The 14,937-nt window shown below is 38.3% G+C and carries 10 protein-coding genes; 2 read left to right on the top strand and 8 right to left on the bottom strand.

Annotation, left to right across the window (positions count from 1 at the left end):
- Positions 1-35: 35 nt before the first annotated feature.
- Genes BA70_RS04150 through BA70_RS04140 form a run of 3 tightly spaced genes read right to left on the bottom strand, consistent with a single transcriptional unit; the run spans position 36 to position 4,006 of the window.
- Positions 36-1,526, bottom strand: a complete 1,491-nt coding sequence (locus tag BA70_RS04150) for an N-acetylmuramoyl-L-alanine amidase (RefSeq protein WP_034318555.1) — start codon at positions 1,524-1,526, stop codon at positions 36-38.
- A gap of 23 nt (positions 1,527-1,549) precedes the next feature.
- Complete coding sequence (locus BA70_RS04145) at positions 1,550-3,658, bottom strand: SpoIID/LytB domain-containing protein (RefSeq protein WP_034318553.1); 2,109 nt, start codon at positions 3,656-3,658, stop codon at positions 1,550-1,552.
- Positions 3,659-3,682: 24 nt separating this feature from the next.
- On the bottom strand, positions 3,683-4,006 hold the full coding sequence (locus BA70_RS04140; protein WP_034318551.1) for a hypothetical protein: 324 nt from the start codon (positions 4,004-4,006) through the stop codon (positions 3,683-3,685).
- Between the two features lie 182 nt (positions 4,007-4,188).
- Between BA70_RS04140 and tagU the strand changes: the two genes are divergently transcribed.
- On the top strand, positions 4,189-5,109 hold the full coding sequence (gene tagU / locus BA70_RS04135) for a polyisoprenyl-teichoic acid--peptidoglycan teichoic acid transferase TagU (protein WP_034318546.1): 921 nt from the start codon (positions 4,189-4,191) through the stop codon (positions 5,107-5,109).
- 33 nt (positions 5,110-5,142) lie between these two features.
- Here the strand turns inward: tagU and wecB are convergent, their stop codons facing one another.
- The gene (gene wecB / locus BA70_RS04130) at positions 5,143-6,282 is read right to left on the bottom strand and encodes a non-hydrolyzing UDP-N-acetylglucosamine 2-epimerase (RefSeq protein ID WP_034318544.1); all 1,140 of its coding nucleotides are present in this window, start codon (positions 6,280-6,282) and stop codon (positions 5,143-5,145) included.
- 269 nt (positions 6,283-6,551) lie between these two features.
- On the opposite strand from wecB, the gene galU reads away from it, so the two are divergent.
- A complete protein-coding gene (gene galU / locus BA70_RS04125) occupies positions 6,552-7,433 on the top strand; it encodes a UTP--glucose-1-phosphate uridylyltransferase GalU (protein ID WP_034318540.1) in 882 nt (293 codons plus the stop codon).
- Positions 7,434-7,459: 26 nt separating this feature from the next.
- On the opposite strand, the gene tagH is transcribed toward galU, so the two are convergent.
- From tagH to BA70_RS04105, 4 genes are all read right to left on the bottom strand, one after another.
- Positions 7,460-9,061 (bottom strand): teichoic acids export ABC transporter ATP-binding subunit TagH, encoded by a 1,602-nt coding sequence (gene tagH / locus BA70_RS04120; protein ID WP_034318536.1) that lies wholly within the window; start codon positions 9,059-9,061, stop codon positions 7,460-7,462.
- 20 nt (positions 9,062-9,081) lie between these two features.
- The gene (locus tag BA70_RS04115; protein WP_034318534.1) at positions 9,082-9,909 is read right to left on the bottom strand and encodes an ABC transporter permease; all 828 of its coding nucleotides are present in this window, start codon (positions 9,907-9,909) and stop codon (positions 9,082-9,084) included.
- A gap of 172 nt (positions 9,910-10,081) precedes the next feature.
- Positions 10,082-12,448 (bottom strand): CDP-glycerol glycerophosphotransferase family protein, encoded by a 2,367-nt coding sequence (locus BA70_RS04110; protein ID WP_034318532.1) that lies wholly within the window; start codon positions 12,446-12,448, stop codon positions 10,082-10,084.
- A gap of 184 nt (positions 12,449-12,632) precedes the next feature.
- The gene (locus tag BA70_RS04105) at positions 12,633-14,894 is read right to left on the bottom strand and encodes a CDP-glycerol glycerophosphotransferase family protein (RefSeq protein WP_034318530.1); all 2,262 of its coding nucleotides are present in this window, start codon (positions 14,892-14,894) and stop codon (positions 12,633-12,635) included.
- Positions 14,895-14,937 lie beyond the last annotated feature (43 nt).

The raw sequence follows: 14,937 nt of genomic DNA, 5'->3' as shown, positions 1-14,937 counted from the left end.
GAGTTTCTTAGGCACCCCTCATGTAGTATGTGTTCTTATCTAAAATAGCCTGACACGCCGCTTGAAATACCCGATGCTAATCGATCTTTATACGTGGCAGATTTCAAAATATTTGAATCAACTGGACTGGAAACGAAACCAGTTTCTAAGAGAACACTTGGCATCTTAGAGTACTTAATGACATAGAAGCCAGCTGTTTTCACACCACGGTCTCTTGTGCCTAGAGCACTGACCATTTTAGGCTGGATGTTTTGCGCCAGCTTCAGGCTGTTTGCAGCCGCATATGTTTTGTCATAATACGTTTCTGTTCCGTTTGCACTGCTGTTATCATTTGAGTTGGCATGGACACTAATGAAGATATCTGCTGTTGCATTCGCGCCTTTGCTCACTCGTGTTTGAAGACTATCAAATGTGTCTGATGTTCTTGACATGGTAACAAGTGCACCAGCGTTGTTTAATTTCGTATTTAAACGCTTTGCTACATCTAAATTCAAGTTCTTTTCATATAATCCGTAGCCTACAGCTCCTGAATCATGAGCGCCATGACCTGGGTCAATGAATACTTTTTTCCCGATGACAGGGTTTTTCAATTGATTCACGACAGTTGGTGTCACCGTATTTGTACTGCCTACGACAGTAAATTTGGTGATTTTTTTACTGCTAATCGTCGCTCTTGTTACTTTTGGTACCGTCTTTTCATTCGTTAGAAGCAATGCTTTGTTTTGCTTCGCCGCAATTCCTGCCGCAGATGATGAAGTGGCATAGCCAAATCCTCTTGATACATACGTGTTATTTATACTCATATTGTATTTCTTCACAATATTCGCAGCGACATCATAACGAGTAGAGCCTTTGATGCGCGTTGGAGATTTCAACTGATTGTAAGCTGCTTTTGTGACGTAATTCTCTCCGCCTACTACAATGGTTTGTTTGACATTGCTTGCTTTTGCAACAGAAGCGATTTCAGAACGAAGTCCCTTTTTATCTGTGTATAGAATTGGGAATCCTTTTTGTGCCGCTACAGGTGCAATCGCAATCCCATGCGCATAGAAGGAACCTTCAACGACAACGACACCTGCTGGCGTTTTCATTTTTTTCGCGATATTCGCAGATAGTTCATATCGGTTTTTCCCAGAAATACGTTGTGTGGAAATGCCCATTTTCTTTACTTGGTTGACCACGTTGTTTGACACACTTGATGTGCTGCCTAAGACAATGACCGTCTTTGTCTTTAATGCCGTTAAAGCTTTTTTCGTATCGCCCGAAAGACTTGTACTGTTTGTGTAAAGAACTGGTCCATTTTTTTGATGTGCGAGTGGAATCCCTGCCGTTGCATCTGCATACGCAGTTTTTCCTACTAAAACGACTGTACTTGCAGTTCCCCATCCTTTTTTCGCTACGTTTGCCGCTACAGCATACCGGCTCCCACCGTCAATTCGTGAGACTGAATTATCTGCCGAAGCTGTTGGAACGATAACGAAAATGGCGATGAGGCTGAGGATGGCTGTTTTCATGATTGAGCGCATCTTCTGAGTCCTCCTTTTATCTTTTAATAGTTTGTTAGTTTCGTACCTGGATAGTAGAACGAAAGTATGGAAGAGTATGAGTTTCCAGATTCAGCTCTAGCTTTGGCTCCGTATTGGCTCATGCCAATGCCGTGACCATACCCTTTTCCTGAAATCGTGAAGTCATTTGTATTGTTTTTCACTGACGCAAACGTGCTTTTGACCTTTGTTGCGCCCATGACTGATCTAAACTCTGTCATCTTCATACTTGCCGTTGTGCTTTTGTTCACTGTATACGTGCCTGTCTTGTTTTTCAGATGGTATGTCAACTTGATGGATACCGTCTTTGCACGCTGGCCTTTTGTTTTCCCTGAAAACGTAAGGCTTGAGATTGTTGCGATTTTCATATCAGATGCAGCTGTTTCTTTGTTTTTCAAAAGCCATGATTTGAGACCAGCAAGGTCGGCTGTATTTGTCTCTTTTGCCTTAGACCACTGAGATGCTGCTGTACTTGCAGTTAATGTAGTGCCTAATTGTTTTTTAGAGAGTTTAAGTGTCCAAGCATTGACCGGATCTTTTGTGTCCTTTTTGGCCACTAAGTACGGCAGTGCATTTGCCCACACTTCTTCACTTGCCTCTGTATAACCGCCGTTACTAGAATAATAGGTTGCTGAAATGAGTTGATTGTTATATTTCAGAACCTTTCCTTTTGTGGCATCGACAGCTTTTGTCGAATTCGTGTACCAGTTATATCCTCCATATACTTGGAAGGCTGTTGTATCAGGTACGACTTTTCCAATACTTTTCACTGAATACGTTCTAGCGGCAACTGCCTGTGCTTTTAATGCTTCAACATGCCAGCTTGCAGGCATTTCATTAGGCACAACACCTTTTAGATAGTCTTCAAATGGAATATTTTCGAGAGTCGGCCTGATATTACCTGATTCAATTGCAAAGTTTACATTACCTAAGTAAGGCTTTCCTGCAATTTGAAGGACATTTTTCGTTGAATATTTCTCAGGAACAACTCTTAATGTGTTATACGTCTTTATACCTTTTAATGAAATTTTTCCGTTAGAAATATTCAATTGGTAGTTTTGATTTTTTTTCAGATAGACTTGTTTGGCTAATGAATTTTTCAAGCTATCTTTAATCGCACTTGTGCTACCAGCAAGGTGGTAAGCATATGTACCTTTTTCTTTCAGCAGTGCTTTTAATGACGCTGTGACAGAATCCGGTTTCACATACACAACGGTACTGTTGGATTTTGCAGCCAATTGCGACATCGGCATGGCATAAATATAGCTAGCGGCTTTTGCCAAATAGACTTTATCTGCATTGATATTTAGTTTCTTGATAATATTCACAGATAATTCGTAGCGATTGGCACCGCTGATTCGTGTCACCTGTGAGGTTTTTTTGATTTGATTCTCTACTTTTTGTCCAGTACTTTTCGTACTGCCGATGATGATGACTTTACTTGGCATTTTATAAGACGGAATGGAATCTTTTTTTGTTAACAGGATTGGGTATCCCTTTCTCGATGCATAGGATGCGATCGCAATCCCATTCATAAACGAGTTCCCGCCAACAACGACGGCTTGCTTATAGTTACCCATTTCTTTAGCAATTTTTTGGGATATTTCAAACTTGTCTTTTCCACTAATACGTCTGACTTTGCCATACTTTTTAATGGATTTCTCAGCAGCTGTTGAAATACTTTTCGTATTACCGACAATCAGGATGTTATCCGGCTTCATTTTCTTCAGCTGGTTTTCTGTTGTTTTGGTCAGCTTTTCAATATTCGTGTACAAAATGGGCGCACCAAGCTTGTATGCAAGCGGTGATACAGAAATGGCATGATCAAATGCGTCTCGGCTGACAATCACAACGGTTGAAGGATTTGACCAGCCAGCAGATGCGATGCTATTGGCTACTTCATATCGATTTTTGCCATCATATCTTTTCGTAACAGCGACATTAGATCCTGAAAGCTTGTATTCTCCAGTTGTAGATAGATCCATACTTTTTTTGTTTCCGATATAATTAGACAATTTCACTGAAATTGTCGAGCTAGCCGTGGCAGACTGAAAGGGTGCAACTAGTAGAGTCAGTGTCATGAGAACGATTAGTGTAATGCCTGTTTTCTTCAATTTTGTTCATCCCGCCCATCTTTTTTACTTCTGTTTTTCTATCTTCTGAATTTCCTTTTGACCACTGTCATTGATAAAGTAAGAGATTTCTACTTTGTCACCTGGTTTAAATTCATTTAACACATCTTTAAAATTATCCGTAAACTCATAGCTTAATGTCGTATTCACTTTTTTCACTTCGACTGTATGTGCATCAGCCATTCCAATAAATTCAGCTTTTTCTTCCAGCACCTGAGGAGTTGAACTGCTTGTCTTGTTTTCTCCTGAGGACTGCTCAGCCGTTCCACATGCTGTGAGCACGAAACCTAGTAGTAGTATTAAGAACGGTAAAACGACGATTTTCTTCATTTTTTTCACCTCATGTCTTTGTATCGTCTTATAACTTAATATTTTAAGGTAAATTTAAGGTTTTTTGAAACCTTTTTTTTGTTACAACGTCTATATCTAGGTTCAGAGTAAAAAAATAACTTGTTTATCAAGATTCGTAAACCTATAATCATGGAAGAATCATAGAAAAGGTGAGGGACATTATGAGAGCTGAGAGAAAAAGAAAGAAGAAAAAGGTTCTTTGGATTGTTTTATCGATTATTGGCTTATTCGTATTAGCAACTGGCGGATACGCATATCATCTTTGGAACACAGCAGCATCAACCGTCGCAGGCATTCAGGAGAACTTAAAGAAGTCAGATAAGCGTGATAAAGATGTCGATTTAAGTAAAAAAGACCCGATCTCCATTTTAGTGATGGGTGTCGATGAAAGAAAGAATGACCGCGGCCGTGCAGATACATTAATATACATGACAGTGAATCCGAAAACCAAAACAACCGAGATGGTAAGTATTCCGCGTGATACGTATACAAAGATTGTCGGAAAAGGCACAATGGATAAAATCAACCACTCCTATGCATTCGGCGGCACACAAATGGCAGCTGATACAGTAGAAGAACTGCTTGATGTACCTGTTGATTATTTTGTCAAAGTCAATATGGAGAGCTTTAAAGATATTGTCGATACACTTGGCGGCATCACGGTGAATAGCACGTTTGCTTTCAGCTATGACGGTCATTCATTTGGTACAGGAGAGATTAACCTGAATGGTGATCAAGCCCTTGCCTATACAAGAATGAGAAAGCAAGATCCAAAAGGTGACTTCGGACGTCAGCAAAGACAGCGTCAAGTGATTGAAGGCATCATTGCAAAAGGTGCCAACATTTCATCCATTACGAAATTCGGCGATATGTTCAAAGTTGTAGAAAATAACATGAAAACAAACATGTCATTTGACGATATGTGGACGATGATGAATGATTATCGTGATGCTAGAAAGCGTGTGAAACAGCACGAGCTGAAAGGCACAGGCACACGAATCAATAACATTTATTACTACCAGCTTGATGACAGTAGTTTAGCGAAAGTGAAGAAGGAATTGAAGGAAAGTTTGGAACAGTAAAAAAGAAGACTACAGGAATGTAGTCTTCTTTTTTTATGATTGAAATGGGGCTGGCTTTTCTTCACTTAATCCAAAACGATGAAGGAGCTCTTGAACGATTCGTTTCGACGCTTGTCCATCACCATAAGGGTTAGAAGCCTTCGACATTTTGTCGTACTCTTGCTGGTCTTCTAGCAGCTCTTTTGTCATCTGGTAAATGGTATCCTCATCTGTCCCAGCAAGCTTGAGCGTGCCAGCTTTGACGCCTTCTGGGCGTTCCGTTGTGTCACGTAGCACCAATACTGGCTTCCCTAAAGAAGGAGCCTCCTCTTGCACGCCGCCAGAATCCGTTAAAATAAAGTGTGAAGCTGCCGCAAAGTTATGGAAATCAACCACTTCAAGCGGTTCAATTAAGTGCACACGATCGAGATCACTGAATTCCGTCTGAGCCGCATCACGAACGGCAGGATTTAAATGAACAGGGTATACGACTTGTACATCTTCGAACTCTTCTACAACACGTCTAATCGCTCTAAACATGTTTTTCATCGGCTGGCCAAGATTCTCCCTGCGATGAGCTGTTAACAAAATCATTTTATCTGTGCCTATTTTCTCTAAAATAGGATGTTGATACTGTTCTGTGACCGTTGTTTGCAGAGCGTCAATGGCGGTATTCCCTGTCACACATATGGTCTCTTCTTTTTTATTTTCTACCAAAAGATTCTGCTTCGCCTCATTTGTAGGTGAAAAATGAATATCGGCAATGGTGCCTGTCATTTGACGGTTCAATTCCTCTGGGAATGGTGAATACTTATTGTGTGTTCTTAGGCCTGCCTCAACATGACCAACAGAAATTTGGTGATAAAAAGCAGCCAGACTTCCCGCAAAGGTTGTCGTTGTGTCACCATGAACAAGGACAATATCAGGCTTTTCCTCTTGGAATAACTGATCTAGCTTCAACAGTGCATTTGATGTGATTTCTGATAATGTTTGACGCTGTTTCATGATGTTTAGATCATGATCTGGCGTAATAGAAAAAGCTTCAAGGACTTGGTCAAGCATTTCTCTATGCTGAGCTGTTACAGTGACAATTGAATTTATTTGTGGATGTTTATTAAGTTCAAGGACAAGTGGAGCCATTTTGATTGCTTCAGGTCTAGTACCGAAAATAGTCATTACATTTAGTTTTTTCACTTGTTTATGCCTCTTTCCTAGTATAGTACTTTCAATTATACACAATTTGGAGGATAAATTTAATGATATAAAAAAAGAAATTTAACATTGAATTAACGTTATATTTCTTTTTCCTTTACATTTAACATATAAAATATGAATTACTAAAGTTCATTTTAGTGAAATCATTTGTCTTTCCTATGATTTGTAAGTTACACTTTAATAAGACGACCAAGAACACACATTGAATGATTAAATCGGTTATCTATGTAAGGAAGGTGCAAAGTTCATTGAAAAAAGTACGTAAAGCCATTATACCAGCTGCAGGTCTCGGGACACGTTTCCTCCCTGCCACAAAGGCCATGCCTAAAGAAATGCTACCAATCGTTGATAAACCAACCATTCAATATATTATTGAAGAAGCTGTTGAATCAGGAATTGAAGACATTATTATCGTCACTGGAAAAGGAAAAAGAGCCATTGAGGACCATTTCGATTTTGCACCAGAGCTTGAGCGGAACCTTGAGGAAAAAGGGAAGAGCGAGCTTTTAGAAAAGGTGAGAAAGTCCTCTAATATTGCTGACATTCATTACATACGTCAAAAGGAACCGAAGGGACTTGGACACGCCGTTTGGTGCGCACGTAACTTCATCGGTGATGAACCTTTTGCTGTTTTACTAGGTGATGACATTGTTCAAGCCGAAACACCTGGGCTTCGCCAGCTGATGGATGAATATGAAAAAACCCTTTCATCTGTGATCGGCGTTCAGCAGGTAGCAGACAGCGATACGCATCGCTACGGGATCATTGATCCTCTTACACAAGAAGGACGTCGCTATCAGGTGAAGAACTTCGTTGAAAAGCCGCCGCAAGGAACAGCTCCATCGAATTTAGCCATCTTAGGCCGCTACATATTCACGCCAGAGATCTTTATGTACCTCGATCAACAAGAAATTGGTGCAGGCGGAGAAATTCAACTGACAGATGCCATCCAAAAGCTCAATGACATCCAGCGTGTATTTGCCTATGATTTTGAAGGAAAACGATATGATGTCGGAGAGAAGCAAGGTTTCATTGAAACGACTCTTGAGTTTGCCCTTCAGGATGAAGATCTGAAAAAGAAACTCATTCCATTTATGAAACAGCTTCTTGAAAAAGAAGAAGCCAATTAAAAAAAGCTGCCGGCATCGGCAGCTTTTTATTTGATCGCTGAAATCGTCAGCGTATGCTGTTCATTATCAATGACAAACAGGTTATTTTCGCCCTTCACTGCGAATTTCGTCTGTTTCTCATTCATCCAGACATTTTGTTCTGTCAACCCAAGTGTTGAAGGAGAAATTGGCATAATCTCGCGGAACACAATCGCGTGTGCTTGACCATTTTGAATCACATAATCGGTTTTCTCTGTGGTCAATCGCTCAATGGTGTCGCCTTGATCACTTTTGATCGAGCTCAGCGTTTGCATTCTTTGCTGAAGCACAGATTCTTCTTTTCCAAGGAAAGAAAGTAAATACTCATACGAACCTGCTGATGCAGGTGATACATAGGAATTGAACTGTCCTGGTCCAATGGATAATGGCTTCAATTCATCTGCAGCTTGCAGTGCATCAGGTTTCACAAAATACGTCTCTGACGCTGTTTTGATTTGAACAGTTTGTTTATTTTCAGCCACAGCCTGTACTTCTTGTCCAAATGGTAAAGTGACATCCGCCTTTTTTTTCATGGCTTGATCTTTGTAAACCGTCACTGGATCTGCCGTGACAACGGCCTGTTGATCCACCTTTTTCATATCAGGCGCACCCTTCGTCTTAGGATTCTTTGACTGAGGCACCTCTGTCTTATCTGATGGTATTGCACCAAATGTTGCTAGCGTACGAAGCGGGCGATCCGAAAACATAGAAAGGGCAAGCAAGATGGTTAAGACCGCTATAATGGTCACTTGAAATGCTGGTCCAAAAAATGAACGTCGTTTCCCGTTTTCATTATAACGAGACACCTTTGCTGTCTTTTGTACGCCTTTTCGACCTTCCTTGTGTTTCAGTTGGTATTCTTTCTTCTCTTTCTTGGAAAGCTTGTTAAACCAATCAACAAAGTCCTTATACTCTTTTACAACCTTTTTCGTATCATCAAACATACGAAGCTCACCATAATGCATCCAAGCCACCCGGTCACAGATTTTTTGGATTTGACTAATGGAGTGACTGACAAAAAAGATCGTCTTGCCTTGTTCTTTGAACTCTGTGATTCGATCCACACATTTTTGGTAGAACGTTTGGTCTCCGACAGATAACGCTTCATCAATAATAAGAATATCTGGATCGATATGTGCTGAAATGGCAAAGCCTAGACGGGATTTCATTCCGCTTGAATAGCTTTTTACAGGCTGATCGATAAAATCGCCAATATCCGCAAACTCTACGATTTTTTCATAAAGCTCGTCTATTTCCTTATTCGTCAGCCCCATCATTAAGCACTTTAAACGAATGTTGTCTTTACCGCTTAACTGATTGTTCAGCCCTGCCGCAATGGCAATCAACGAAGGCTGCCCGTCCATATCAATTTCACCACTTGTCGGTGGAATGATCTTCGCTAGAAGGTTTGACATCGTTGATTTTCCAGACCCGTTGATCCCTACAAAACCAATCGTCTCCCCTTCATATACATCAAAGGACACATCACGAACAGCAAAGAAACCTTTTTCATTTTTATTAGGAAAAAACAGCCCTTTGATCTTATCCGACTGTTTTTTATATAGGACGTATTGCTTGGATACGTTTCGAAACGAAACCTTTAGTTTCATCGTATAATCTCCTTACTTTATTAAAGAAAATCGACAAATTTATCCCTAAATTTCATATGAAGCAATGAACCGACTGTTAAAAGAAGAAGGGTAATCAGCCAAAAATAAAGCGTATATTTCACATCATGGAAGAACCATTCTCCCTTTAACAAGCTATTTCTGAAACCATCAATAATGTAGAAAAGAGGATTCAGTCTTAATATATCTCCAATCCACGCTTTGTCTCCAGTCAGCTTTTCTGAGATATTCCAAAAAATCGGCAGCAAAAAGAAAAGTAAGCGTGTCACTGATTGTAAAAGAAATTGATAGTCTCTCACGAGTACGCTAATCGTTGAATTAAACAAACTAAACGAAAACATAAACGCGATCATACAAATAAGATAGTATATATATTGTAGCCAATGCGCGTCGGGATATATGCCATAGGAAATCAGCACAATCAGATAGACACCCATCATGACAAAGTAGCTGAACAAGTTGGACATAATCACCACAGACGGCAGCGCACTAATCGGAAAATTCATTTTCGATACCATATTAATGCGTTTAAACACACTGTTTGATCCATCAAGAATCGTCGGACTAATGAAAAACCACGGTATTAATCCAGCAAGCATCCAAATGATAAATGGAACCTCCATGCCTCCAATGACAATTGGCTGTCCCCCGCGAATGCCCAGACCAAAAACAAACCAGTAAGCCAGCATTTGAATCAATGGATTTAAAAACTGCCATAAAACACCTAAATAATTCATCTGATATTTTGATTTTGTTTCATAAACAGCAAGTCGCATAATCAGCGGAAATGAGCTGACTTGCTCCTTTAATATCGTCAACATTGCGTTCATTCTAATCTTCCTTAGATATAAGTTTTTGGGATTACTTTTTTAAAAAGCACCGCTCATAATTGTAACAGATAACGATTCACATTTCATCTTATAACAAAAGTCGTGTACTTCAAACTAGAAGACAAAAAAACCCTGAATCCTTTCGATCGTAGATTCAGGGTGTCCTAAGACATTAGATAATTTGATGCTCTTTTAAGAAATCCGTAATTCTTTTCGTATTTTGATTATCGTTAAAGCTATTGATCTTCAAATACTTTTCTTTATATTCATCTTCCACAACATACTGATGATCGATCGCATGTTTGACAATACGAATGAGGTCTTGTGTGTTATATGCTATCGGTCCTGGTGCATTTTCTTCGTTCACAGGAGGAATAGCCTTGTACTGTCTAATTAAGTAATCTTTCTCTTCCCAATAAAAAATAGGGTAGGCTCCTCTATATTGTGCGTCATAAATAGCAGAAGAATAATCAGTGATAAACACTTTTGACACTTTTAGCGCTTCTGATGGGTTATCAGAAATAATATGTTTATACTGCGGCAGATTCTGATAAACGTACTGCGAGAATTTATTGTGCGGTACAATTAAAAGACGATCAAGAAGACCTGCTTCTTCAAAACATTTAATGATTTTGATCAGAACTCTATAGTAAGATGTTTCTTCAATTCTATTCGTATAAATAAGCCCCTCTTCCCAATATCGGTAAGTTGGCATAAAGGCTATCTTGTCTGCACCGTCTACTAATTTTGCATGATCAAAGGTTGCCAGACCTGTCAAAATCAAGTCGTCACGGTCATAGTTCATTTTATAAAATTCACCGGCCTCTAATTCAGAGCTGATGACTGATTTATAAATATTATATTGGTTTTTGTCTTTATGAAATCCAAAGGCCATTGGATTATCAACTGGTTTGGCAAACATAATGCCATGTTGTAAAAATACGAGTGGGACACTCATGATTCTCTCTCTGAGATGATCAATGTATAATCTATCATTCAGAACATGGTTAGATAACTCACTCGAAATAAAATAGCTGGCGTTAAAGATACTTAAATAGTGTCGCAGGCTATATTTCGGAATGATTCCTTTTCCATATTTAGCTTTTAGTGATGGATATGCGCTTGATTTCTTATTAAGAATAAAGTAATTTCTTGAGTTCGTTTGACAATTTTCCTGTATATAGTCATAAACTCTAATAGCTGATTCATCTGCTTTGTCACTCTTTTTCTCAAAAAACAAATTCACACCATACTTTTTGTCTTTATAGAATGATGATAAGATACTCGCTACTTTTATTTTCACTTTACTAAATAAAGAATATTCCTGAGAATAAGGAATAATGGTTGATGTCACATTCCCAAACAGATTTGTTCTTAGCACTTGAAGCTTGTCCCTATTCTTTTTCGTGATATATGTTTTCACCTTTTTATCTCTTTTTTTCAATCTTAAACTATGGATAATTCGGTTATCATTTCCTACGAACAAGTTATTGTGGATTCTGCTATCTAAATCAAGATCATTTAACGATATTTTAAAGAAACCATACCGTTTCAGAAATTTAATCTTTCTAAAAGGTCTCATAAATCTCGCTAGCTTGTGGTCAGAGTTTCTAATATAAAGATATTCATATTTTTGGTCTGAATTATATGCATAATGAGTCAGTCTTCCATAAATATAAAAACTATTAAACAAACTAAAAATGCGTAATCTTGACGTATGTTTTGTGACGAGATATGGATTTCCTCTCACTAAATAAACGCCATTTGTTCTTACATATATATAATATCTTTGTTTATTAATCACCAAAATATTAAGAATGTTGTCTTCTTTGAATTGCTCTAAGGTATCTTTACCAAAAACCTTGAGTGGCTGGTATCTAGGAACAAGTCTAAAATTGACGATTTTCTTTTGCTGCGTTACCTTATTTAAAATTTTGATTTGATTACGGTTATTCACAGTTACTTCAATATCTTTATGTTCCTGCATCACATCAAACAAAATTTTTCTTACATTTAGTTCTTTATTTTGACAATCGTATGTAATCACAAAGTGGAAAGGACTGTATATGATAAAGGAGATGTCAACAAATCTTCTATCCGTCCTATTAATGGTCAAATTCATTTTATAATTCTGGTTGATCTCATCTACGTTCAGCAGCCCTGAAAATAATAACAGTTCTTCTTCGCCTCGATATAAACCGTAACGGTCTATCCCTAATTGTTTGACATAGATGTTTTCAAATTGATTGTTAATTTCAATAGGATGTATCTGATTGGGTTGAATCATGTCTGAGCTTTCTTTCACAATATATAAATTCTGATCCTTAGAATAGAGATAGATCATTTCATTAGAATGATCTATTGTGGATTCAAAAATCATTTGATCTTTTACATTAATTTCACAGATCCACTTTGATTCGTTTACATTTAACTTTTCAAACTCAAAAGTGCATAATTTCTCTATCTTGTCAATATATAATGCTAACTTATGTTCATCTAAATTGAGAATTTCTATAAAATTATGATAAAGTTTGTACATTGAAGCACCTCTATATTATTTTCAGCATATTTACAGTACCGGATAATCTTATCTAAATTTAGCATGTTTATTGTTAAATTTCTATGTTTTTTTATTTTTACCATTACTTTTAAATATGTGTACAATGGAATAAAAAAACCAAAAAAGTACCGTTCAAAAGGATAGGAACGGTACTTTTTTTTTACTATTTTTCAGAAAACACTACTTCAACGACTCGCTTCGATGACTCTCCGCTCTCTAAATAGCAGAATTTTTCATAAAACGGTGCAAATGAAGCTGGTAATGCAAAGGTTGGTTGTTCTGTTTCTCTTACCCAGTCAATGACACTTGCTGTCTCTTTCACAAGCGGTCCAGGTGCTTCTTGTTCAAAGTCGAAGTAGAAGCCTCTCAGCTTATCACGATATGTTTCGATGTCTGGCACATAGAACAGCATTGGACGTTTGAGGTTTGCATAATCAAAGAACACGGATGAGTAATCTGTGATGAGCAGATCAGAAATCATATAAAGGTCTCTGATGTCTTCATAATGAGAGAAGTCATAGGCAAAGCCTTCATATGGCCCTAAATCAAAGTTTTCAGCTACTAAATAGTGCATACGAAGAATGATGATATATTCGTCTCCGATAGATGCTCTTAGCTCATGCAGATCAAGGTCTAAATCAAATTTGTACTGCCCTTTTTTATAAAATTGATCGTCTCTCCATGTCGGTGCGTATAAGATCAATTTTTTATCAAGCGGCAAATTCATTTTTTGTTTGAGTGCCCTCATCGTTTCTTCATTGTTTTGATTGTGAAGGAAGTCGTTTCTCGGATATCCTGACTCAATCATGGTCTTTTCAAATTGGAACGCACGTGTGAAGATTTCAGTCGAGTAGGCATTAGGAGAAATGAGATAATCCCAATTCGATGCTTCTTTCGTGAAATTCTTTTTGTATTTCTTCGTGTTTGTTCCAGGCATATGCACTTCGTCCATGTCCATCGCCAGTCGTTTTAACGGCGTACCGTGCCATGTTTGCAAGTATGTTGTATGGTCTGGTTTTGGGACCCAAAGCGGCAAACGACTGTTCACGACCCAATACTCGGCTCTTGCCATCGCAACAATCCATTTAAGTGACAGACGATTGATATAGTAGATGTCCTTTTCCTTAAACGGTCGTTCATGCCCTTTTTTGACGCTCCAGATCAACGTATATTCAGGGTGATTTTCTTTCATATACTCATAAATAGCACGCGGATTACAGCTGAATTGTTTTCCATTAAAGCTTTCAAAAACAACGGTTTTCTTTTTAACAGACAGCTTACTCGCTAGCTTAAAGGTCGTTTGGAAGGTCCTTGTCACAAGACGATTGCGGACTTTTTTGATTTTGCCGATTTGCTTTTTAAATTTCTTCCACTTGCTTTTGACATAGTACTTCGCACGTGTTTTCATTGTGTAATCATTAATTCGGATACCAAGCGTTTGTCTCTTTTTCTTTCGATACACTTCATATCGAATAGGTACATCGTTTCTTTTATGAATTTGAACAAGACCTTTGAGTTTGTTTGAGCGATCTCCAAGTACTAAAGAAGCAGTTGTTAATATTTCCTCTACTCCGTTCACATCACAAACAAATTCAAGGTAGAAGCGATATACAAAGCGTTTGTTTAAGGAATAAATTAATTCCTGCAAAGGAACTTCTGCTGAAAATTCATACAGCTGTGGTGCTTGATGATCATCACGGTACTTGGCCACTTCATCTTTTATATGAGTCGTGTTTACCGGAAAGCGATGCTCAATTGGTTCTTCACCATTTTTCTTCAACAGAAGCTTTACTTCCTTGATCTGATAAGGATGCTCCGCACTTAGAACACCTGCATACCCAGATAAAGATAACGTACACTCTTTGTTGAGCTCGATGTGATGAAATTTCACAACCTTTAGCTCACGCTTGATTTTGAAAGATGCATTCCCTTTGTCTGTGCGATACGGAATGACATATAGCATCGCGTCTTTATTTTCTAAGAAAGTCAGCTCTGGCTTCTCTATCTCCATTTTTAAACGACGTTTATAGTATGGCGTTTTCTCTTCTACCTCGGAATTATCCGCTTCTTTTACTTCGTCTTCCTCTTCTTCCGAATCAGAGTCATAGGCTGAGTCCTCAAGCTCGTCTTCATCCTCTTCTTTGTTTGCGCTCAGATAGTCCGTGACATACAGGTTATATGTCTGGCCCTGCTCTAGCGCAAGCGGTAACGATGCTTCACTCAATACCAATTTAAAAAGATTCTCTTCTTGATGAACAAGCGGAAGGAAAAGTTCTTGTTTTGATACCCTTTCCCTCATAAACAAATAAAATTCTCTATCTGTTAACGGCATGTCATCGTCGATGCGAATGAACATTTCTAGTTTCTCATGATGATTTTTTAACCCTTCAACGACACTCTTCTTATGAATTCCCTCTTCAATCATTAATCGTTAATCTCCTCTGTTCAGAAATCTTACCGTTGTGTTG

Source organism: Bacillus zhangzhouensis, assembly GCF_000715205.1.
GTDB lineage: Bacteria > Bacillota > Bacilli > Bacillales > Bacillaceae > Bacillus > Bacillus zhangzhouensis.
This window is presented reverse-complemented; position numbering and strand designations above follow the sequence as displayed.